General features: G+C 66.7%; 19 protein-coding genes and 1 pseudogene. 10 read left to right on the top strand and 10 right to left on the bottom strand.

Annotation, left to right across the window (positions count from 1 at the left end; genetic code table 11):
* Positions 1-33: 33 nt before the first annotated feature.
* The 4 genes from FPZ47_RS06495 to FPZ47_RS06510 all read right to left on the bottom strand — a co-directional run bounded on the left by FPZ47_RS06495 (position 34) and on the right by FPZ47_RS06510 (position 5,648).
* Positions 34-951, bottom strand: a complete 918-nt coding sequence (locus FPZ47_RS06495) for a universal stress protein (protein ID WP_144949837.1) — start codon at positions 949-951, stop codon at positions 34-36.
* Positions 952-1,113: 162 nt separating this feature from the next.
* Positions 1,114-2,370, bottom strand: a complete 1,257-nt coding sequence (kasB, locus tag FPZ47_RS06500; RefSeq protein ID WP_144949835.1) for a 3-oxoacyl-ACP synthase KasB — start codon at positions 2,368-2,370, stop codon at positions 1,114-1,116.
* Positions 2,371-2,902: 532 nt separating this feature from the next.
* Positions 2,903-4,282: a dihydrolipoyl dehydrogenase gene (locus FPZ47_RS06505; protein WP_144949832.1), complete on the bottom strand. Its 1,380-nt coding sequence runs from the start codon at positions 4,280-4,282 to the stop codon at positions 2,903-2,905.
* 91 nt (positions 4,283-4,373) lie between these two features.
* Entirely contained in the window at positions 4,374-5,648 is a 1,275-nt protein-coding gene (locus tag FPZ47_RS06510; protein WP_144949830.1) for an NAD(P)/FAD-dependent oxidoreductase, read from the bottom strand.
* 450 nt (positions 5,649-6,098) lie between these two features.
* Between FPZ47_RS06510 and FPZ47_RS06515 the strand changes: the two genes are divergently transcribed.
* Together FPZ47_RS06515 and FPZ47_RS06520 are read left to right on the top strand one after the other, a co-directional pair.
* Positions 6,099-6,956 carry a 3-hydroxyacyl-CoA dehydrogenase gene (locus FPZ47_RS06515; RefSeq protein ID WP_144949828.1) on the top strand — a complete coding sequence of 286 codons (858 nt, stop codon included), beginning with the start codon at positions 6,099-6,101 and terminating at the stop codon, positions 6,954-6,956.
* Positions 6,957-6,976: 20 nt separating this feature from the next.
* On the top strand, positions 6,977-8,740 hold the full coding sequence (locus FPZ47_RS06520) for an oleate hydratase (RefSeq protein ID WP_144949900.1): 1,764 nt from the start codon (positions 6,977-6,979) through the stop codon (positions 8,738-8,740).
* Between the two features lie 97 nt (positions 8,741-8,837).
* Here the strand turns inward: FPZ47_RS06520 and FPZ47_RS06525 are convergent, their stop codons facing one another.
* A complete protein-coding gene (locus FPZ47_RS06525; protein ID WP_144949898.1) occupies positions 8,838-10,019 on the bottom strand; it encodes an acyl-CoA dehydrogenase family protein in 1,182 nt (393 codons plus the stop codon).
* 172 nt (positions 10,020-10,191) lie between these two features.
* On the opposite strand from FPZ47_RS06525, the gene FPZ47_RS06530 reads away from it, so the two are divergent.
* Together FPZ47_RS06530 and FPZ47_RS06535 are read left to right on the top strand one after the other, a co-directional pair.
* Entirely contained in the window at positions 10,192-10,581 is a 390-nt protein-coding gene (locus FPZ47_RS06530; protein ID WP_144949826.1) for an NYN domain-containing protein, read from the top strand.
* Positions 10,582-10,595: 14 nt separating this feature from the next.
* Entirely contained in the window at positions 10,596-11,534 is a 939-nt protein-coding gene (locus tag FPZ47_RS06535; protein ID WP_246133317.1) for an NAD(P)H-dependent flavin oxidoreductase, read from the top strand.
* Positions 11,535-11,546: 12 nt separating this feature from the next.
* Here the strand turns inward: FPZ47_RS06535 and tpx are convergent, their stop codons facing one another.
* Together tpx and FPZ47_RS06545 are read right to left on the bottom strand one after the other, a co-directional pair.
* Positions 11,547-12,041, bottom strand: a complete 495-nt coding sequence (gene tpx / locus FPZ47_RS06540; RefSeq protein ID WP_144949822.1) for a thiol peroxidase — start codon at positions 12,039-12,041, stop codon at positions 11,547-11,549.
* A gap of 62 nt (positions 12,042-12,103) precedes the next feature.
* Positions 12,104-12,580, bottom strand: a complete 477-nt coding sequence (locus tag FPZ47_RS06545; RefSeq protein WP_144949820.1) for a nuclear transport factor 2 family protein — start codon at positions 12,578-12,580, stop codon at positions 12,104-12,106.
* 67 nt (positions 12,581-12,647) lie between these two features.
* Here FPZ47_RS06545 and FPZ47_RS06550 point away from each other — a divergent pair.
* Positions 12,648-13,004 (top strand): annotated as a pseudogene (locus FPZ47_RS06550) (SDR family oxidoreductase); the annotation flags it as partial.
* A gap of 7 nt (positions 13,005-13,011) precedes the next feature.
* Here FPZ47_RS06550 and FPZ47_RS06555 read toward each other — a convergent pair.
* Positions 13,012-13,380, bottom strand: a complete 369-nt coding sequence (locus FPZ47_RS06555) for a SpoIIAA family protein (protein WP_144949818.1) — start codon at positions 13,378-13,380, stop codon at positions 13,012-13,014.
* Positions 13,381-13,485: 105 nt separating this feature from the next.
* Positions 13,486-14,145, bottom strand: coding sequence for a hypothetical protein (locus FPZ47_RS06560; protein ID WP_144949817.1), 660 nt, complete (start codon positions 14,143-14,145; stop codon positions 13,486-13,488).
* Between the two features lie 205 nt (positions 14,146-14,350).
* On the opposite strand from FPZ47_RS06560, the gene FPZ47_RS29280 reads away from it, so the two are divergent.
* Both FPZ47_RS29280 and FPZ47_RS06565 read left to right on the top strand, forming a co-directional pair.
* Complete coding sequence (locus FPZ47_RS29280) at positions 14,351-14,494, top strand: hypothetical protein (protein ID WP_246133311.1); 144 nt, start codon at positions 14,351-14,353, stop codon at positions 14,492-14,494.
* Between the two features lie 5 nt (positions 14,495-14,499).
* Positions 14,500-15,018 carry a hypothetical protein gene (locus tag FPZ47_RS06565; RefSeq protein ID WP_246133310.1) on the top strand — a complete coding sequence of 173 codons (519 nt, stop codon included), beginning with the start codon at positions 14,500-14,502 and terminating at the stop codon, positions 15,016-15,018.
* Between the two features lie 93 nt (positions 15,019-15,111).
* Here FPZ47_RS06565 and FPZ47_RS06570 read toward each other — a convergent pair whose 3' ends face one another.
* On the bottom strand, positions 15,112-15,912 hold the full coding sequence (locus FPZ47_RS06570) for a helix-turn-helix transcriptional regulator (RefSeq protein WP_144949815.1): 801 nt from the start codon (positions 15,910-15,912) through the stop codon (positions 15,112-15,114).
* Between the two features lie 299 nt (positions 15,913-16,211).
* On the opposite strand from FPZ47_RS06570, the gene FPZ47_RS06575 reads away from it, so the two are divergent.
* The 3 genes from FPZ47_RS06575 (at position 16,212) to FPZ47_RS06585 (ending at position 21,072) form a co-directional block, all read left to right on the top strand.
* Positions 16,212-16,637, top strand: coding sequence for an MmpS family transport accessory protein (locus FPZ47_RS06575; RefSeq protein ID WP_144949813.1), 426 nt, complete (start codon positions 16,212-16,214; stop codon positions 16,635-16,637).
* Positions 16,634-19,510: an MMPL/RND family transporter gene (locus FPZ47_RS06580; protein ID WP_144949811.1), complete on the top strand. Its 2,877-nt coding sequence runs from the start codon at positions 16,634-16,636 to the stop codon at positions 19,508-19,510. Before FPZ47_RS06575 ends, FPZ47_RS06580 begins: the two co-directional genes overlap by 4 nt.
* Before the next feature lie 128 nt (positions 19,511-19,638).
* The gene (locus FPZ47_RS06585; RefSeq protein ID WP_168209377.1) at positions 19,639-21,072 is read left to right on the top strand and encodes an IS1380 family transposase; all 1,434 of its coding nucleotides are present in this window, start codon (positions 19,639-19,641) and stop codon (positions 21,070-21,072) included.
* Positions 21,073-21,074 lie beyond the last annotated feature (2 nt).

The raw sequence follows: 21,074 nt of genomic DNA on the forward strand, positions 1-21,074 counted from the left end.
GCAATAGAACCATGAAGTACGAAGCCCGCCGGGCTATTCGTTACTCCTGGCGACGATCACCGGTATGCGTGCGGCATTGACGACGGCCCTGCCGACCGAGCCCAGCAGCATGCCGCTGAACCCGCCGCGGCCGCGGCTGCCGACGACCACCAGCTGAGCGGTCTCCGCCTGTTGGAGCAGCCGGGGCGCCGGCCGGTCACTGACCACGATCTTGCTCACCGACACGTCCGGATGGCGTTGCTGCCATTCCGCGAGCCGTTCGGCCAGGACCTGCTCCTCGCGCACCTCGAAGTTCGCCCACTCGACGGGGGCCTGGCCGGGGCGCCCGAATCCCAACGCGCCCACGTCGCTCCACGCGTGCAGTGCCACCACTCCCACGCCACGGCGGGACGCCTCGTCGAAGGCGATCTCGGTCGCGAGGTCCGAGGCGGGCGAGCCGTCGACGCCGACCACCACGGGTGCGTGCGGGCTCACGGCCGCCGGCGAGTCCTCGTCGTGGATGACCGCCACCGGGCACTTCGCGTGGTAGACCAGGCCGGAGCTGACCGACCCGAGCAAGGCGCGGGCCACCGCGGTCTGACCACGGCAGCCCACAACCACCATCTGGGCCTGCTTGGTGAGATCGACCAGGGCGGGCAGTATCGGGGCGTCATACAGCACATCGCTGGTGATCTGGTAGGCCCCATGCGGCTGGGCCGCCTCGGCGGCCAGTTTGTGCGCCTCCTCGAGGATCTGGTGCGCGTGCTGTTCCTGCCAGGACGCGTACTCGCCCGGTGGCGGCGCCGGTGGCACGGGGCCGAAGAATTCGGTGATCACCGGGGCCACGTGCACCAGCCTCAAAGGGGCCTCGTGCACCGCGGCGTCTCGCGCCGCCCATTCGACGGCCGCCACCGACGACGGTGAGCCGTCGACACCGACCAGAATCTCCGCGGACGTCTGTCGAGGTGACACCCGAGTCTCCCTTCGCGAGCGCACGGCCGAAACGGCGATGATGCTCGACCCTAGGCGGCCGCGCGCGTTGCGACAGGAGGCCTTGGTCCCTACCTCAAGAGCACTACTGCCTCGTGGCGGCGGCGCCGGCGGGGTCGGCGGACGTGGACCGGGGGCGCCGGATCAGTACCGGCCGAAGGCGATCGCGACGTTGTGTCCGCCGAATCCGAACGAGTTGTTGATGGCGTAGTTGTACGTGCCGGGCCGGGGTTTGCCGGCGACCACGTCCAGGTCGATCTCGGGGTCGAGGTTCTCCAGGTTGAGCGTCGGGGGCACGATCTGGTCGCGCAGCGCGAGCACGGTCAGGATCGATTCGACGGCGCCCACGGCGCCGACCGAGTGGCCCAGCGCGGCCTTGGGCGCATACACCGCGGCGTGGTTGCTGCTGCCCAGGGCTTTGTTGATGGCCTTGCTCTCGGCCAGGTCGCCGACCTGGGTGCCGGTGGCGTGGGCGTTGATGTGGTCGATGTCGGCGGGGGTCAGGCCGGCCAGTTGGATGGCGCGGCTCATCGCGTGCCCGGCGCGTTCCCCGTTGGGGTCGGGGGCGACCATGTGGAACCCGTCGGAGGTGATGCTGGCCCCCATGATGCGGGCCAGGATGTTGGCGCCGCGCGCCTTGGCGTGTTCTTCGGTCTCGATCGTCATCAGCGCGCCGGCCTCGCCGAACACGAAGCCGTCGCGGTCGCGGTCGAAGGGGCGGCACGCCCCGGGCGGGTCGTCGTTGTTGGTCGACATCACGATGCGCATCTTGGCGAACGCGGCGATCGGCACCGCCTCGATCCTGGTCTCCACCCCGCCGCAGATCGCCATGTCGGCCTCACCGAGCACGATCTGCTGCCAGGCCCGCAGGATGGCCTCCGATCCCGACGCGCACGCCGACACCGTCGTGAACACGCCGGCCTTGGCGTGCCGTTCCAGGCCGATCGCCGCGGCCGCGGCGTTGGGCATGTACTTGTGCACGACCAACGGCGACACCGCCCCCGCCCCGCGGGCCCGCATGTCGTCGTAGCTGAAGACCAGTTCCTCGCCCGAGCCGAGCCCGGTGCCGACGGAGACCATCAGCCGGTCGGGGTCGACCTCGGGATGGCCCGCGTTGTCCCACACCCGCCGGCTGACCACGGTGGACATCCGTTGCAGGTAGCTCGTGCGCCGCATCTCGGCGCGCGTCAGTTCGTGGTCGAAATCCTCCAGAAGGTGCCCGCCGATGCGGACCGGCAGGTCGAATTCCTCGACGAATGCGTCATCGAGGGTGCGGATTCCGCTCTGGCTGTCGAGCAGGCACTTCCATGTCGCCTCCGCGTCGGTCCCGAGCGCGGTCGTCATGGCAACGCCGGTGACCACCACGCAGGGAAAACCTGTTCCCGTAGCCAACGCTGCCATCGGTGTCGCCGGACCTTTCTCGGGGTGCTCGGAACGCTGCGCGACAAGCGCAACCCACGAGTCATCGAAGCATGCCCGGGGGACCCGCCGACAGCGCCGACAGCGCCGACGAACCGTGCCGGTGCCAGCGTCGATGCCAAAAGCCCAGCAAGCACACCATTTTGCGCCACCGACCCGGTGCTCCCCGCGGTGTGAACTCTTCGTTTGGTGGCTGACGGTCGTGGGTGAATTCGCGCTCTGCCATCGCGGCCCCGGGAAAAAGCCGTCGGGGGAACCCCGCCCCGGGCCACTAGGATCGGTTGTGTCGCCAGCGATCCGGGCCTGCCGGCCAACGACGTGCGGCCGCGGACGAACTCACGGGAGCAGACGCACATGGAGATGTCCATTGATCCGGCCGCCGGCGCCATCGGGGCGAAACTGATCGAGGTGGCGAGCCGCGCGCTGGGCTCCGGTGCCGCCGCGTTGCCGGCCGTGACCGGGTTGGCGCCGGCCGCGGCCCGGCGCTTCGCGGGCCTGCGAGCGCCGCATCGCATCAAAACAGGCTTCGGGCCGACCGGGAGATTCCTTCCGCGCTCATCGGGTGCTGGTCGGCGAAGGCCGCGAGGTCTCGGGCGTCCAGTCCGCGCGAGACTGCGAGCCCGATCTGGCCGATGAGGTTGCCTGCGTCGATTCCGACGACCCAACCGCCCACCAGCCGCAGTGAACCCGTTTGGAAGAACAGCCGGATCTCGCCCTGGGTTTCGCCGAAGATCTGAGCCCGGCTGTCCTCGGCAAATGAGTAGGCACCCTCTTCGATCGAGACTCCCGCTGCCGCCGCAGATGCGCGGGTCAGACCGACGTAGGCGGCGGCGGGAAGCGTGAAGACCGTTGTGGGAGTTGACAGAAAGTCCACGGCGTCGGCGTGGCGATCACCTGCCATGATGTTGGCCGCGGCGGCCACGGACTGGCGGACCGCGGCGTGAAAGAGAGGAGTTCTCCCGTTGACGTCGCCGCAGGCGTAGATGTGGCGCAGATTGGTTTGCAGGGTGGGATCGGCCTGCACGCCGTGGGCGCCGACCGTAACACCGATCTCGCGCAGGCCCGCGGGAATCACCGGGTGGCGGCCGAGCGCCTGAAACGCTTGTGCCGCCGACCTGTGCTGTTCCGCGGTTCCGTCGAAGAAAACCACCCGCACGCCCTGCGAGGTTGGTTCGACCCGCCGCACCTCGGCCCGCAGGATGATCTCGATATTCGGGTCCAAGAGCGGAGCCAGCAGCGCGACCATGTCGGGATCCATCCCGGGCAGTAGCTGGGCTTCCCTTTCCACCACGGTCACCCGAGTCCCGAAGGCCGAAAAAAACGACGCAGTCTCCAAACCCACGTAACCGCCGCCGATCACCAGCATGGAGGCCGGCAGCGTCGACACCGACGGGCGAAGTGCGTAGAGATCCCGGCTGCTGAGGCAGTGCTCCAGGCCGGGGATCGGTGGAACGGAAATGTCCGAGCCGCTCGCGATGATGATATTGCGCGCGTTGAATCGGCGAAGCCCCTCCGGGGTGTCCACCGCTACCGTGTGCGGATCGTCGATGCGGGCGGTTCCCGTGAGCAGGGCGACATTGGGTGCTGCCCGCAACTCCGCGTCGTGCTGCTCATAGCGACGGGTCTGCACCTGGTCCTTGTGGGCGACCACCTCGGAGTAGTCGACGGAGACCTCCCCGTGCAGCCCACTTTTGTGAAAGCGTCGGTGCCGCAGGAGGTGATGGGCGATTTCGCGCACCGCTTTGGACGGTACACAGCCCTCGGCCAGACAATTTCCGCTCATCAACCCCTTGGGATCGACCATCACGACCCGGCGTCCCGCCGCTGCCAGCCGGAAAGCCGCGGGGTAGCCACCGCCGCCCGCACCGATAGTGAGCACATCGACGTCATCCATCCGAAAATTCTCCCTCGTTCAGCACCCGACAAACGGGCCCTCGGGTAGCAGCCCGGATCGCCCGGGCTTTCTGAAGTGCGTCCGGCCCCTCCTATTCGCCGGGGAAGTGGTCCATCAGCAAGTGGGTGGCCGGCACCCCGAAAGCCGGGGGCTTCCCTCCGGTGCGGAAGTACATCTCTTTGAACGCCAGCTTCATCGCATAGGGAGCGTGACCCATTTTGAACACTGAGGTGTCGCCGCCGAACCAGGTGTTCGAGTAGATGTAGAAGCCTTGGTGCGCGCCGATGTCGCCGAAGCAGAGAATTTCGGGCTGGTAGTCCGGCCCGGCGTCGTCGGGGGCCAGTACGCCGACGTCGATGGCGATCTGGCGGGCCACGATTCCTGCTTGCTGGTGTCCCAGGCCTCCCAGCTTGGGCACCGTGAGTGCCGCCGCGTCGCCGACGGCGAACAGCTCGCGATGCCCGGGGTTGCGCATCCGGCGGTCGGTGAGCACGAAACCCATCTCGTCGGTGACCGGCAAATCCTTCAAGAACGGGTGCGGCACCCAGTCCGGCAGGACGATCTTGATCTCCGCCTCCAGGCTCGCGCCGTTGCGGAACTCGATCCCGTCGGCGGTAAGACGCACGACGTCGTCGGTCTTGTTCAGATAGCCGAATCCGCGCTCGGCCGCCATCTTCAAAAATCCGGTGACGATCTGTTCACCGGCATCCTCGGCGATCATCGCCGCGGGGGTGAACAGCGTGATGCGATGCGCGTCGCCCAGACGGTGTTCACCGAGCCAGTGCGCCATCGCCAGCCCGAGCTCCAGAGGCGGGCCCTCACAGGCGGCGAGCCCAACGGGCAGCCAGTCCGGTTTGCCCTGCAGTCCCTGATGGAACCGGGCCGAGCCGATGGCGATCGGCCCGCCCTTGTACGCCGCGAGACGGCGACGCAGCTTGTTGCCGTAGTAGCCGCTGGAGACCGTGTCACCGTGCTCCCCGAAGCCTTCGATCTGGTCGTAGGCCAGCCGGTTGCCGAGTGCGATCACCAGGTAGTCGTAGCCGAGCACCTCGGTCGCCGAGCCCGGACGGTCGCTCGGGACCACGTGCACGCGCCGGGCATCGGGGTCGATGGCGATCACGTCCGCGTTCAGGAAGGTGTTGCCGTCGCGGTCATGGATCTTGGGTGTGTCCAGCAGCATCGATTCGAGGGGATCGCGATCGGCGAGCACCTCCATCTGGATGTTCGGCATGAACGTCAGATAGGGGTTGCGGTCGACGACGGCGAGATCGACGGCGTCACCGGCGTGCTCACGAATGAATCGCGCCGTGGTCAGCCCGGCAAAGCTGCTCCCCAGTACCAGGACCCGCGGTTTGGCCTCGGTCATCGCGGTCGCTCCCTTCCCTCATCGATTGCGTCGCGCAGACCCGCCGCATGGCCGGCAGCCGAAGACGGGGTTCGCGGATACCGGCGATGATTCCTGGATTCGCTGTCGCGCTGGTGATCTCGATATCCCGTACCCGGAAACCATGGCATCCATGTGTCACGGTAACATCCCAGGGATGCGTACTCAGGAGGCTTTAGTCCCGGGCGTTCGGGGCTGAACGGCCCTTCCGATCCGATCGGAGTCAGCGTCGAACCTGAAAACCGATGCCTAACATCGATCGGCTTCCCAGTCGGTCCGGGTCTTTGGGCCCTATGAACGGCCTCGCCCTGGGTGTTTCGATCGGTCTGAGCGTTCACGCAGTCCGGCCGCCGAACCAACGCTCGACCTGAAAAAGCCTGGTGTGCAAGCCATCACAATCGGCAGCGTCACCGTCGTCGAACGGAGCAACTCATGAGCACCCGCATCCGCAACGTGACAGTCCTGGGCGCCGGCGTCCTCGGCTCGCAGATCGCCTTCCAGTCGGCCTTCAAGGGCTTCGCCGTCGTCTCCTACGACATCAACGCCGACGCACTGGAAGCCGCCACAAAACGCTACGACACCCTGGTGACTACTTACACGGAGGAGGTTCCCGACGCCAGGGATGGAGCGGCGGCCGCGGCGCTGGATCGGATCACCTTGACCTCGGATCTCGCCGAAGCCGCGGAAAACGCCGATCTGATCATCGAGGCGATTCCCGAGGTCCTCGCACTGAAACGGGAAATGTACACAAAGCTCGCCGCGCTGGCACCGCCGAAGACGATCTTCGCCACCAATTCCTCCACGCTGCTGCCCAGTGACCTCAAAGATGCCACGGGCCGCCCCGACCGATTCCTGGCGCTGCACTTCGCCAACCGGGTCTGGCAGTTCAACACCGCCGAAATCATGGGCACTGCCGATACCGACCCCAAGGTCTTTGCCGAGGTCGTCGAATTCGCCAAAGCCATTGGCATGGTGCCCATTGCATTGCACAAAGAGAAAGCGGGGTATGTGCTCAACTCGCTGCTGGTGCCGTTCTTGAACGCCGCGGCCGGGCTGGCCTTCGGCGGCTATGCCGACCCGCCGGACGTCGACAGCACCTGGCGCATCGCCACCGGCGCGCCGCTGGGCCCGTTCCAGATGCTCGACATCATCGGCCTCAACACTCCTTACAACATCATGGTCCACGGGGATGCCGAATCTCAGCAGATCGCCGCCTGGCTCAAGGAAAACTACATCGACAAGGGCAAGCTCGGCCTCGCCGCCGGCGAGGGCTTCTACACGTACAAGTGATGGACCGGAGGAAAAACGTCGTGTACTACAGCAGCGGTAACTATGAGGCCTTCGCCCGCCCCCGCAAACCCGAGGGCGTTGACGACAAGACCGCCTGGCTGGTCGGCGCCGGCCTGGCGTCGATGTCGGCGGCGGCGTTCATGATCCGCGACGGCCGGCTGCCCGGCACCAAGATCACCATTCTGGAGCGACTCGCGCTGCCCGGCGGGGCGCTCGACGGCATCAAAGAACCGAAGCGGGGCTTCATCATTCGCGGCGGCCGCGAGATGGAGGATCACTTCGAATGTCTGTGGGACCTGTTCCGCTCCGTGCCGTCCATCGAGATCGAGGGCGCCAGCGTCCTCGACGAGTTCTACTGGCTGAACAAGGACGACCCGAACTACAGCCTGTGCCGCGCCACGGTCAACCGCGGCCAGGACGCGCACACCGGCGGTTTGTTCGAGCTGAACGCCAAGGCGCAGAAGGAGATCGTCAAGGTCTTCCTCGCCTCGCGCGCCGAGATGGAGAACAAACGCATCAACGAGGTGTTCGGCCGCGACTTCCTCGACAGCAACTTCTGGCTGTACTGGCGCACGATGTTCGCGTTCGAGGAGTGGCACAGCGCGCTGGAGATGAAGCTCTACATTCACCGGTTCATTCACCACGTCGGTGGACTGCCCGACCTGTCGACGCTGAAGTTCACCAAGTACAACCAGTACGAATCGCTGGTCCTGCCGCTCTACCGGTGGCTGCTCGATCAGGGCGTGACGTTTCACTTCGACACCGAAGTCACCGACATCGACTTCGATATCAACACAGACCGCAAGCAGGCCACCAGAATTCACTGGACACGCGACGGCGTGCCCGGCGGGGTTGACCTCGGCCCCGACGACCTGGTGCTGACCACCATCGGCTCGCTGACCGAAAACTCCGACAACGGCGACCACCACACCCCCGCCATGCTCAACACCGGCCCGGCGCCGGCATGGGATCTGTGGCGGCGTATCGCGGCCAAGGATTCCTGCTTCGGGCGCCCGGACGTGTTCGGTGGCCACATCCCGGAAACCAAATGGGAATCGGCCACCGTCACCACGCTGGATCGGCGGATCCCGGAATACATTCACAAGATCTGCAAGCGGGATCCGTTCAGCGGCAAAGTCGTCACCGGCGGGATCGTGACGGCAAGAGACTCCGCATGGTTGCTGAGCTGGACGGTCAACCGGCAGCCCCATTTCAAGCAGCAGCCACCCGATCAGATCGTGGTGTGGCTGTATGGACTGTTCGTCGACGTGCCGGGCGACTACGTCGACAAACCGATGCAGGACTGCACCGGGGAGGAGATCACCCGGGAATGGCTCTACCACCTGGGCGTCCCCGAGGACGAGATTCCCGAGCTGGCCGCCAACGGCGCCAGGACGGTGCCGGTGATGATGCCCTACGTCACCGCGTTCTTCATGCCCCGCGCGGCCGGTGACCGCCCAGACGTCGTTCCCGAGGGTGCCGTGAACTTCGCGTTCATCGGCCAGTTCGCCGAGACGACCCGCGATTGCATCTTCACGACCGAATACTCGGTGCGCACGGGCATGGAGGCCGCCTATCGGCTGCTCGGCGTGGACCGCGGCGTGCCGGACGTGTTCAATTCGACCTACGACATCCGCAGCCTCCTGGCCGCCGCCGTGCACCTGCGCGACGGCAAGGACGTCGACATCCCCATCCCGGAGATCCTGCGTCAACGCCTCGTCGAGAAGATGAGCCGCAACGAAATCGGCGAGCTGCTCGTCGAATACGGCTTGATCAAAGGCTGACTCATCCCGATGCGCGCGTTCGTTTTGCAGGATCCGGCGGGTGCAGGCGCCCGCCTTGCCGGTCCGGCATCGGGCTCAGGCCGGGGCGCCCAACGGGTCAGAGCCCGGGCTGGTCGTCGATGATGCCGAGCCATATCTGTGCGGCGTCGATGGCGACCTTCTCGCTGATGAAGGCGTGCTGCGTCCCGGTGTAGACGTCGCGGAACGCGCGCTCGAGGCGGCTGCCCTCGCGGATCGCGCTGGTCCCCGCCACCAGATGCGCCCACTCGGCGCAGCCGCGAGCGGTGTCGGTGGCGTAGACGGCCGCCACTCGCATGTCCGCGCGCAGGGCCGGTGTCATCTCCTCGCCCGCCCCGACCGCGGCTTCGGCGGTGGTGAACGCGTCGAGCACCAGCAGTCGAGCGGCTCGCCAGGCCGCACGATGGTGCGCCAGGCCCTTCTGGAAGGTCGGGCGGCTGGCCAGCGACGCCATGTCGCTCATCCGGAATTTCGTCGCCGCCAGGTCCTGGACGTCGTCGAGCATGCTTTTGGCGACGCCGAGCGCCCATGACGCGTGGCCCGCGGCGGTGACCGGCATCAGCCCCATGCGCGTGGCCGGCGAGGTACCACGGCACGGCCGGCGGGTGAAAAGTTCGAAGGTGCGGCTCGCGGGCACGAACACCTCCTGGACGCTGTAGTCGTAGGACCCGGTGCCCTTGAGGCCCTGCACATGCCAGCCGTCGTTGAAGCTGATCTGTGCGCGCGGCACCACGGCGACCTGCATCTCGGGCAAACCCTCTGCGGCCCAGCGTATTTCGCCGTTATCCATCGGCAAGAACCCGGCGGCGACGTACTGAGAGTGTCCGGTGCCCGAGCCGAAGCTCCACGAACCGCTCAACAGGTAACCGCCGTCCACCGCGTTGCCCTGGCCGTTCGGGAAGAACTGGCCACCCAGGGTGACCCGGTTGTGGTTGGCCGTGAAGACCTCGGCGAACCCCTCGTCGGGCAGGTAGGCCGCCGCGGCGAACGACGACGGCAGGTTGGCGATCCCGATCCATCCGAAGGAGCCGTCCTGCCAGGCCATCTCGATCCAGGTCTCGATCATCTCGGCGAATGACGGTTCGACACCGCCGGCCGCGGCGGGGTTGAACGCCGACATCAGCCCCGTGGCCCACATCTGTTCGACGATCGCCGGGGTGAGGGTGCGCATCCGCTCGGACTCGGCGGCCTCGGCCGTCACGAGATCGCGCATGCCGCGCGCCAGCGAAACAAGCCGGTCCGTGTCGGCTATCGAGGTCATCGGCCCAATCCCGTCGTTGATCACGTCCGTGAACCGTACCAATCGCTCAGGCAGATCCGCTGGCAACGCGCGTCGTCGGGCATCGGAGGCCTGATGCCCAACACCATGGCCACAGCCGTCGGCGCACTACTCGGAGCACACCGTAATCACCGACTGCCCTAACGTGGGCAGCGTGCGCTGGATCGTCGACGGGATGAACGTGATCGGGAGCCGCCCGGACGGGTGGTGGAAGGACCGCGGCCGCGCCATGGCGGCGCTGGTGGACAGCCTCGACCGCTGGGCGTCGAGCCGGGGCGAGGACGTGACCGTGGTGTTCGAGCGACCGCCGGCGACGCCCATCGCCGCCACGGCCATCGAGGTCGCGCACGCGCCGCGGGCGGCTGCGAACTCGGCCGACGACGAGATCGTGCGGCTGGTGGGGGCCGACGCCCGACCGGGCGACATCCGGGTCGTCACCTCCGACAGGGCGCTGGCCGGGCGGGTCACCGGCCTCGGCGCCTCCGCCTATCCCGCGGAACGGTTCCGCGACCTCATCGACGCGCCGGACCCGCGCGGCTCGTGAACACCACCAACCGGGTGTGCGAACTCGCGCACATCGACGTCCCCGTCCTGCAGGCCCCGATGACCTATATCGCCGGCGCCCGGCTGGCCGCGGCGGTGTCGAACGCCGGCGCGCTCGGCATCATCGAGACCACCTCCGAGCAGGGCCGAGCCGACCTGCGGCGGGTGCGGGCCCTGACCGACCAGCCGGTGGGCGCCAACATCGCGCTGCTGATGAACTGCGACCCGTCAGTCGTCGATCTCCTTGTCGCCGAGGGCATCCGCTTCGTCACCACCTCGGCCGGCGACCCGGCGCTGTTCACTGGCCGGCTGCACGATGCGGGCATCACGGTGTTCCATGTGGTGGGCACCCTGGCCGCGGCGCGCAAGGCCGTCGACGCCGGGGTGGACGGGCTGGTGGTCGAGGGCGTCGAGGGCGGCGGGTTCAAGAACCGGTTCGGGGCGTCGACCATGGTGCTGCTGCCGTTGGTGGCGGCCCACGTCGACGTGCCGATCGTGGCCGCCGGGGGTATCTGCGATGCGCGGTCCATGGCGGCGGCCTTCGTGCTCGGCGCCGAGGCCGTGCAGATGGGCACGCGGCTGCTCGCCTCGGCCGAATCGCCGGTGCACGGCAACCTCAAGCAGGCGGTGCTGGACGCCGACGAGACGGCAACCGTGCTGCTGCCCCTCGACGGCAAGCGCATGATGCGCGTCATCCGCACGCCGGCCGCCGAAAAGCTCGATGCCGCGACGTCACCCGCAGAGGGCGGGGCGGCGCTGCAACGGGTGCAGCGGCTCTACTTCGACGGTGACATGGACGCCAGCGTCGCCAACACCGGTCAGGTCGCCGGGCGCATCGACGACCTCGCGCCGGCCGCCGACCTCATCGCGGGGATGTGGGTCGGCTGCCGTGCGGTGCTGGCAGCCACGGCGGATCGGCTCGGGCCGGCCGAACCGGGCAGAGCCGGTCGCTGACGGGCCGGGCGGTCAGCCTGCCGCCGCGAGCGCGGCGTCGTAGTCGGGCTCCCGGGCGATCTCGGGCACCAACTCCGTGTGGGCGACGTTGCCGTCCGCGCCGATCACCACGATCGCCCGGGCCAGCAGCCCGGCCATCGGGCCGTCGGTGATGGTGACGCCGTAGTCCTCGCCGAAGCTGTCCCGGAACGCCGAGGCCGTCTTGACGTTCTCGATGCCCTCGGCACCGCAGAAACGCGAAAACGCGAACGGCAGGTCCTTCGACACGCACACCACGGTGGCCCCGCCCGCCGCGGCGCGCTCGTTGAACTTCCGCACGCTGGTCGCGCACACCGGGGTGTCCACCGATGGAAAGATGTTCAGCACCACGGGCTTACCGCGGTACTGCGCGCTGGTGACCGGACCCAGGTCGCCACCGGTCAGGTTGAAGGTCGGTGCCGGGGACCCGACGGCGGGCAGCTCGCCGACGGTGTTGATCGCGTTTCCGTGCAAGGTTATCTGTGCCATGCGCACAGTCTGCCAAGCCCGGCGGGACGCCCCGGGGTCAGGGCTTGGTTAGGCGCATCCGGTCAGACGCCGGGCTGCAGGATCTCGGTCGAGGCCAACTGGCCGCCGGCATGCATCCAGGCCGCGATCACCCCGGGCGCGTCCCGGTTGGGGTTGTAGATGTCTTCCTCGCTGGAGAACAGGCCGCCGCCGGCGTAGACCAACCGGGTCCAGTTCGGGAACCAGAACGGCTCCCCCTTCGGGTCGGTGGGGTGGTCGAGCAGGTTCTTGATCATGACGACGACAGCGTCGTTGTCCTCGTCGTAGGCGATCCAGTCGTTGGGAAAGCGCATGTGCGGGAAGGGCGCCATCACCGCGACGATCCAGTCCCGGACCGCCTCCCGCCCGCGGAACACGCCGTAGTGGTGTTCGGTGTAGACGACGTCCTCGGTGAAGAGGTCGGCAAAAGGTCGCCAGTCGCCCGAAGCGCTGCAGCCCTCGACGACGGTGGTGTAGTGCCCGACGGCCCGCTCGACTTCGGCCCTGCTGAATTTGCCCATGGCGGACAGACTAAAACGCGTTTCGCTGACCGGGCTTGTTGAACGGGGAGATCGCCTGAATGTGTTGGCTTTGGTCGACCTGCGCGGCAGCATCGTCTCGATGTCGGGCCACCTCGTCAACGTCCGGCAGCCGGTGGGCCACGACTGCGCCTCCAAGGCCGCCGTCATCCGTCTGACCAAGGCCCTGGCCGTGGAGCCGGCGCCCCGCAACATCCGGGTGAACAGCGTCAGTCCCGGCTATATCCGCACCGAACTCGTCGAGCCCCTGGCCGACTATCACCGGCGGTGGGAACCGAAGATACCGCTCGGGCGCATGGGCCGGCCCGACGAGCTCACCGGCCTCTACCGCTACCTGGCCAGCGAGGCGTCCAGCTCCATGACGGGCTCCGACGTCGTGATCGACGGCGGCTACACCTGCCCGTGAGTGTCGGTCAGGAGCCGGTGGCGATCCACTGCCGCGCCTGCTCCATCCCGGCGGCGGGAAAGTGCCGGATCTCGGCCGACACGAAGTGTGCGGCGAGGTGTTCGGCCACATCGCCCAGGTGCGAGTCGGTGACCACCGCGACCTTTTTGACGTGCCTGTGATGGTCGCGCACGAAGCGGAAGTGGGTGACCATCGACCCGAAGCTGTCCCACCCCGGGAACGACGATGCGCTGATGATCAGGCCGGCGAGGTCGCCGTGGGCCTCGATCTGCGGGTCGACGGCCTTGGCGAGTTCGACGAAGTCCGCCTTGTCGAGAGCCGACTTCGGTCGCACCTCCAGGATGGAATGCTCGGTGTCCAGGTCGTAGTCGATCATCGTGTGCTCCTGAGGGATCGTCGGTCCGCCGCTGTGGCCATCATGTCGAGAGCCGGCGTTCCCGATAAGGGTCCAAAGGCATCGGTCGACGGCGCGAAGTGCCCTTCACCCCTCCAGCTGACCGGCGATCCCCCGCTCGATGGCGGCCTGCGTCGAGGCAGGGAGCACGACGATTCCGTCGAGCTCCCTGCCGGCCCGTTCGTAGGCGCCCTGCCGCTCGTGCGGCGCCGCGGCCGGATCCGACGCGACCCGCAACAGGCTCTGTGCGCGCGCGATGCGTTGCTGCTCGGCCCCGGAAAAGTCGTTGCGGCGCCGCCGTTTGGCCTCCGCCTCGGCGATGTCGAAGGCGGTGACGTAGTCCTCGACGGCGGCCCGGTACCGCGCGGCGGCGTCGGGGTCGTCGAGCAGGTCCTCGGCTTTGACCGGACGCAACAGGTCGGCCCGGAGCCTGGCCTTGTGAAACGCGACGGTCAGCGGGTCGCGCATGTCGGTCATGACCGGGAAGTCCAGCAGCTTCGCGACGTCGAGTTCGTAGTCGACCCAGCGGGCGTCGGTGCGGCTGTGCGCCTCCAGGACGCGCCGCAGCGACCGCCACTGCGCGGCTTGATCGGCGCCCGTCGGGCGAGCTGCCGCGGCCGCGTCGGCTCCCGCCGAATCCGGGGCGGCGGTGCGCTGCCTCTTGTACGCCTTCACCGCGGCGACGACCACGCCCGCCAGCGGCAGGATCACGATCAGCAGTTCCGCCAGCCGGAAAATGAGGCCCACCCGGCCAGGATGCCACTCCTGCGCCCCCGCAATGTCCCGAGCGCCACCCGGGCGTCGACGAGTGGGCGGCCACGTGCCGGAAGCCGCCGATGTCGTGTCAATGTGGATGGGTGACAATGGCCGACGCGGCAAAGCTTGCCTTCCAGATCAGCCTCTTCGCGGTGATCCTCGGGTACGGCTTGACGGCGCGACGCGGTTCTCCGACGTGACCTACGTGCTGCGCCTTTCCGATCTGCTGGCCCGTTTCCTGCTGGCCGTGCTCGTCGTCGCGCCGGTGATGGCCGCCGTCCTGGTCAGCAGTCCGGGCTCGGCCTGGTCGTGGTGCTGGCCGTTCTCGCGCTCCCCGTGACAGCAGTGGCGACACCGCTGCTGGGGCACGTGTTCGGCCGTCAGTACGTGGTGAGCGCCTGGCACATCACGGAGCTGATGGTCACCTCGGTGCTGGCACCGCTCGTCGCCGGCATGACGATCCGGGTGCGACGGCCGGAACTCGCCGAACGCATAGCCGGCCCCATCGAACGTGTCCAGCGATGGGCGCTCCCGGTGGCCATGATCGTGCTGCTGATCGCCGCGGCACCGGCCATGTGGACGCTCATGGGCAATTGGACGCTGGTCGCCATGGTGCTGTTCGTGACGATCATGGTCGCCATTGGGCATGTGCTGGGTGGCCCCGATCCCCGGTACTCGGTGGTGCTGGCCTTCGCGACCAGCTGCCGCCACCCCGCCGCCGCGCTGACGGTTGCCGCGGCGAACGTCCCCGACGCCGACGAGTGCGGGGCCGTCGCCCTCTACGGCCTGGTCACCGCCGCGATCGGCGCGCTCTACACCCGCTGGCTGCGCCGGCGCTCGGTGCTCGCCTGCCGGTGCCGATGAGGAACGCCCCGGCCGGCGTCGCCGACGTCGGGGCCCACCCACTTCGGCGGTGGCGCATCGGGATCCGCCAGGATCAGTCTCCCGAGTCAGTTTTCACGTCGGTTGCCCGGTCGACAAGGAAGCGGTGTTTTTCCTGCTCCAATGAATGACAAGAAATTGTCCTGGCGCACTCGCGGCAGAGAGTAGCTCATAGTCAAACTCAATGTCACCGAAATCGCGGTGCCTGAACTGCTTCACTTTACCGTCGGTCACACCGACGTCGTGGCTTTTCCATAACCGGACGAAATCGCTGCTCTCTTTCGAAAGTTCGAGGATGATTTCGGCCACATCCGGATGATCAACATCTACGCCCACGATACGGTGCACCGTGGCGACGGCGGTTTTGGCGTACGATTCCCAATTTACCCAGAAGTTTTTCGCCTCGGGATCCAGGAAAAGTAGGCGGAGGATATTTCCAGTGATCGTGAATGGACTGAAGAGCAGCGACGCTTGGGGGTTTGCGGCCAGCACATCGCATCGACGGTTGACGATATAGGCCGGACCGAGCGTCCACGCCTGCATGAGGAGAAGGAGATATTCGACGGGGCCTTGTTGCGAACCGAGCTCTTGCCGACGTCGGTGTTGTGGGATCGCGAGGTCGTACAGATAGCCCGCCTCGTCGGGAGACAGGCTGAGCGCAATCACCAAGGCTTCCAACACCTGAACTGAAGGATGGGTTTCTCGTCCTTGCTCCAACCGCGCGTAGTAGTCGGGACTGATCCCGGCGCGCGCGGCCACCTCCTCGCGGCGCAACCCGGGCGTGCGCCGCCGCCTGCGCGATTCGCCATCGCAACCGGGCCGGGGTGTTGTCGCCTCGCGACGCGCACGAAGAAATTCTCCCAGTGTCGTCGCCACGAGACGATGGTAACCAGTGCGTTATCCTGGTTGTCAAATTCCTAGGTTAAGTTCGCTCTGTCTGCGACCCGCAGTCCCCAGCGACAATCTGCAGTCGTGGCAGCAACCGACCGCTCGCTCGCTTTGCGGGCTTTTCGCGCCACCCGCAGATTGGGATTTCGACAGTCGATCCGCGTTCCGTCAACCGTGTGGAACTTTTGTCCAGGGAATCGGCCGGCGTCCCGATTGCGTTGCCTCGTGAACTGAATTTCATAGTGCTTGCTGACTGGACGGAACGCGAGTGAAAGGGCGGTGCGACGTTGTTGGGCATCCTCAAGCGCATATGGATTCCGCTGGTGATCGTCGTGGTCGTGGCCATCGGGGGATTTGTGGCCTACCGGCTACAAGGGATCTTCGGCTCCAACCGCGTGTCGGAAGCCGGCCCAGTCGAACAGATCGTGCCGATCAATGTCAAGAACGTCACGTATGAGGTCACCGGTCCCCCGGGCACTGCCGGAGTTGTCAATTATCTGGACGCGGATGCGCAACCTCAGCAGGCGAATTTCACCACGCTGCCGTGGTCGTACACGGTGACCACAACCCTGCCCGGGGTGTTCACCAACGTGGTGGCCCAGGGTGACAGCAACACAATCGGTTGCCGGATCGTCGTGAACGGCATCGTTCGAGACCAACAGTCCGCGACCGGCCTCAACGCGCAGGTCTTCTGCCTGGACAAGGCCGCATGAACGGCGGCACTGCCGAACCGCCGGCTTTCGCACGGGCATTGCGGCGCTTGGCGGTGCCGATTGTCTTGGGCTGGCTGGTTTTGACGATCGTCGTCACCGTCTTCGTGCCTCGACTCGACGCGGTTGAGCGGGAAAACTCGGTCGGCCTGCTGCCCCGGGATGCTCCGTCGCTGATCGCGATGAAGCAAATGGGCAAGGTGTTTCACGAATTCGACTCGGACAGCGTCGCGATGGTGGTGCTGGTGGGTGACAAGCCGTTAGGTGACGCCGCACGCCGCTTCTACGACGATCTGGTGCGCCGGCTCGAGCGCGACACCAGGCATGTCGAGAAAGTGCAGAACTACTGGGGCGAACTGGTCACGGCGGGGGGCGAACAGAGCGCCGACAGCAAGGCCGCGTACGTGCAGGTCAACCTCGCCGGCGACCAGGGCTCGACGAGGGCGGACGAGTCGGTGCACTCGGTGGAGGACATCGTGGCGCGCTCACATCCGCCGGCGGGAGTCAAGGCGTACGTCACCGGTCAGGCGCCGTTGACCACCGATACCACGGAAGCCGGCGACAGGGGTCTGGCGAAGCGGACGGCGATAACGATCGCGGTGGCCGCGATCATGTTGCTCATCGTTTATCGCTCGATTGTCACCGTGCTGATCGTGTTGGCCGTGATCTTCATCGAATTGGCCGCGGCGCGCGGAGTCGTGGCATACATCGGCAGCTTTCACCTGATCGGCTTCACCACCTTCGCGGTCAGCCTGCTCATGTCGCTGGCAATCGCCGCGGGCACGGATTACGCGATCTTTTTTCTCGGCCGCTATCACGAGGCCCGCCAGAGCGGCGAGGACCGCGAGACGGCCTTTTATACGACATATCGTGGGGTGGTCCACGTCGTTTTGGGTTCGGGGCTGACCATTGCCGGCGCGATGCTCTGTCTGCGGTTGGTGCGGCTGCCCTATCTCAATACCTTGGCAATTCCGTGCGCGGTGGCGTTGGTCGTCGTGATCGCGGCCTCGCTGACGTTGATTCCCGCTCTCATCGTCATCGGCGGGCGTTTCGGTCTGCTCGAAGCCAAGCGAAAAATGAATGTCCACGGCTGGCGGCGCCTGGCGACGGCGACCGTCCGCTGGCCTGCACCGATCCTGGCCAGCGCTGTGGTCGTCTCGATTGTGGGGGGCGTGACGCTGCCGGGGTACCGCACCAACTATGACGACCGCTACTACGTGCCGGCGGGCCTGGTGTCCAATGTCGGCGACCGCGCTGCCACTCAGCATTTCACCCACGCCAGGCTGAATCCCGACCTTTTGCTGGTCGAAGCCGATCACGACCTGCGCAATCCGGCGGACATGCTCGACCTGGACAGGATCGCCCAACATATCTTCCGGGTGCCGGGCATCGCGCGGGTGCAAAGCATCACCAGGCCGCTGGGATACAACATCGAGCACGGCACCATACCGTTCGCGATTGGCATGGAGCCGGTTCCCATCAGAGAAAACCTGCGATATCTGAAAGACCGCCTCGACGATATTCTCAAACTGAGCCGCGACGACCTCGGCACCCAGATCGCGACTCTGGAGCACATGTACACGGTGCAACAAGAGCTGACGAATTCGATAAGCGACAGTGCTCGGGTCACAGCTGATACTGCCGCTATTACGGACAAAATACGCGACCATGTGGCAGATTTTGACGATTTCTGGCGGCCGATCCGCAGCTATTTCTACTGGGACAAACATTGCTTCGACATCCCCATGTGTTGGTCGTTACGCTCCATCTTCGACGCTTTGGACGGCTTCGACAAACTCGCCGAGAACTTCCATTCTCTTGCCAAGGATCTCCAGAACAGCGCCGATGCGTCCCAAAAACTGGTCGCGTTGATCCCGCCGTTGATCGCCGTCGCGAAGTCGATGCAGACCACGTTCCTAACGCTGTACAGCAGCTTCTCGGGCCTGGTCACTCAGATGGATCGCATGACCGACACCAGCACACTCATGGGCAAATTTTTCGACCAGGCTAAAATCGACGGCTTTTTCTATATCCCGCCAGAGGTATTCGACAGTCCAGATTTCAAGACAGGCCTAAGACTGCTGGTCTCTCCCGACGGCAAGTCCACCCGGATGATCATCACGCATGACATCGACCCCGCGAGCCCCGAGGCAATTTCACATGTCGACGCAGAACTCAAAGCCGCGCGCGAGGCGGTGAAAGAAACGCCGTTGGCCAGTGCGAAATTGTACCTCGGCGGCACAGCCGCGGCCTACAAAGATATTCAGGAGTCCACTAAATACGACGTTCTGACCGAGGCCATTGCCGCGCTGATCCTGATATTCATCGTCATGCTGGTCATCACACGCGCGCTGGTCGCCTCGATGGTGATTGTCGGCACGGTGGTGCTGTCGCTGGCGACGGGCTTCGGGCTTTCCGTGCTGATCTGGCAGCATCTCGTCGGCTTGGAATTGCATTGGATTGTGCTGCCGTTCTCCGTCACCATCCTGCTGGCCGTGGGATCCGACTACAACTTGTTGCTGGTCTCGCGGTTCAAGGAAGAAATCGGCGCAGGCGTGAAGACGGGCATCATCCGTTCCGTGGGCGGCACCGGCGGAGTTGTGACCGCCGCCGGCCTGGTCTTCGCCTTCACCATGGGCTCTTTGGTCGTCAATGAGCTGTACACGCTCAAGCAGGGCGGCACCACCATCGGCCTGGGCCTGCTCGTCGACACGCTGATCGTGCGCTCGCTGATGATCCCGTCCATCGCCACCCTGCTCGGGCGCTGGTTCTGGTGGCCGTTGCGGGTGCGCCCGCGTCCAGCCAGTGAACTGCTCCGATCGATCGGACCCCGGCCGCTGGTTCGCGCCCTTCTTCTGACCCGAATCCGCGAGTAGGTCTGTGATCGTCGGCGTGCGTTAAGACGAAAGTGCCTGCCCTGCATGGAGAATCATGGTTATCGACACCGTTGTTCGCCAGGAGAGGAAGGCACCTTCGTGGTTGCGAGGATACGCAAGAAGACGCGGTGTGTGAAGCGTGCGGCGTGCGGGTCGGCGCGCCGGATCCGAGCCTGGCACTGAACTCGGGCCTGGCCGCCGTCAGCGAGCTGACCAGGCGCCTGGGCGTGGTCGAGGCCATCGACGCGGCGGTGGGCCCGATCAAGACCCGCAATCGCGGCTGTGGCGTCGGTCAGCTGCTGGTGGGGATGGCGGCGGCGCAACTGGCCGGGGAGGACTTCCTGGTCGGGCTGGACCGCCAGCGTGCCGATACGGCCGGGCAGCAGCTCACCCCGGTTGCGGGCCTGTCGGCGACCACCGCCGCCGGGCTGGCCCGCCGGGTGACCGGCGAGCAATGGCGCTCGACCGAGACCGGGCTGGCCGCGGTCAGCGAGCGGGTTTTGGCGCTGCTGCCGGCGGCGCGGCGGGCGCGGCTGACCGAGGCGGTGACGATCGACATCGATGCCACCGACGTGGAAGTCTATGGACGCAAGAAGCAAGGCGTGGCCTACAACTACGCCGGGCAGCGGTGCGGGCGCCCGCATGTGGCGACCTGGGCGCAGACCGAAACTGTCTTGGCGGCAGACCTTTTGGCAGGAGACCAGGACCCGAGCGCGGGCTCGGCCGGGCTGCTGCGCCGCGCGCTGGCCGCCCTACCGGCACCGGCGCGGGCATCCGAGGACATCGCGGTGCGCGTCGACGCCGGCTACTTCGCCGGTGAGCTGGCCCGCACCGCACGCGCCGAACAGGTGTGCTTCGCGATCGGCGCTAAACGCATCGCCCCGCTATGGCGACTGCTGTCCGGCATCGCCGAACACGAGTGGACCGACGCGATCGAGATGCACAGCGCTCAGGTCGCCGTCGCCGGCTACGCCCCGGCCGACTGGCCCGAGGGCACCCGGCTGCTCATCCGCCCGGTCCGGCTCGACGCGTGCGAGGTCTCCGCCGACCCGCGCTCGCGCCGTCGCCGCACCCTGCACCCCGACCAGCGGGCACTGCCGCTGGCTGAGCTCGCCGAGGCCGAAGCGATCTACGCCTACAGCTTCATCCTCACCGACCTGGACTGCTCAACCGGCCCCAAGGCCGCCGCCGTCGAACACTGGTACCGTCACCGCACCAGCGTGGAGAACATCTTCCGCGACGGCAAGCACGGCGCCGCCCTACGCCACCTGCCCTCGGGATATACCCAGGTCAACACCGCGTGGACGTGGGGCGCGCTGCTCGCGGTCAGCATCGCCGGCTGGCTGCACGAACTAACCGGAAGCCCCGGCGACGACGGCCGCATCGCCGGTCACGGGACACGCGAGGGCAAGGCCATGATCGCCACCCTGCGTCACCGCCTCATCGCCGTGCCGGCCCGGCTGGTCCGGCACGCCGGACAACTGATCCTGCGGCTGCCACCCGGCCACGGCCTGCTCGCCGAGGTCCTCGCCCGCATCCGCGCCCTGCCCGCCCTGCCCTGACC

Source organism: Mycobacterium helveticum (assembly GCF_007714205.1).
Classification (GTDB): domain Bacteria; phylum Actinomycetota; class Actinomycetes; order Mycobacteriales; family Mycobacteriaceae; genus Mycobacterium; species Mycobacterium helveticum.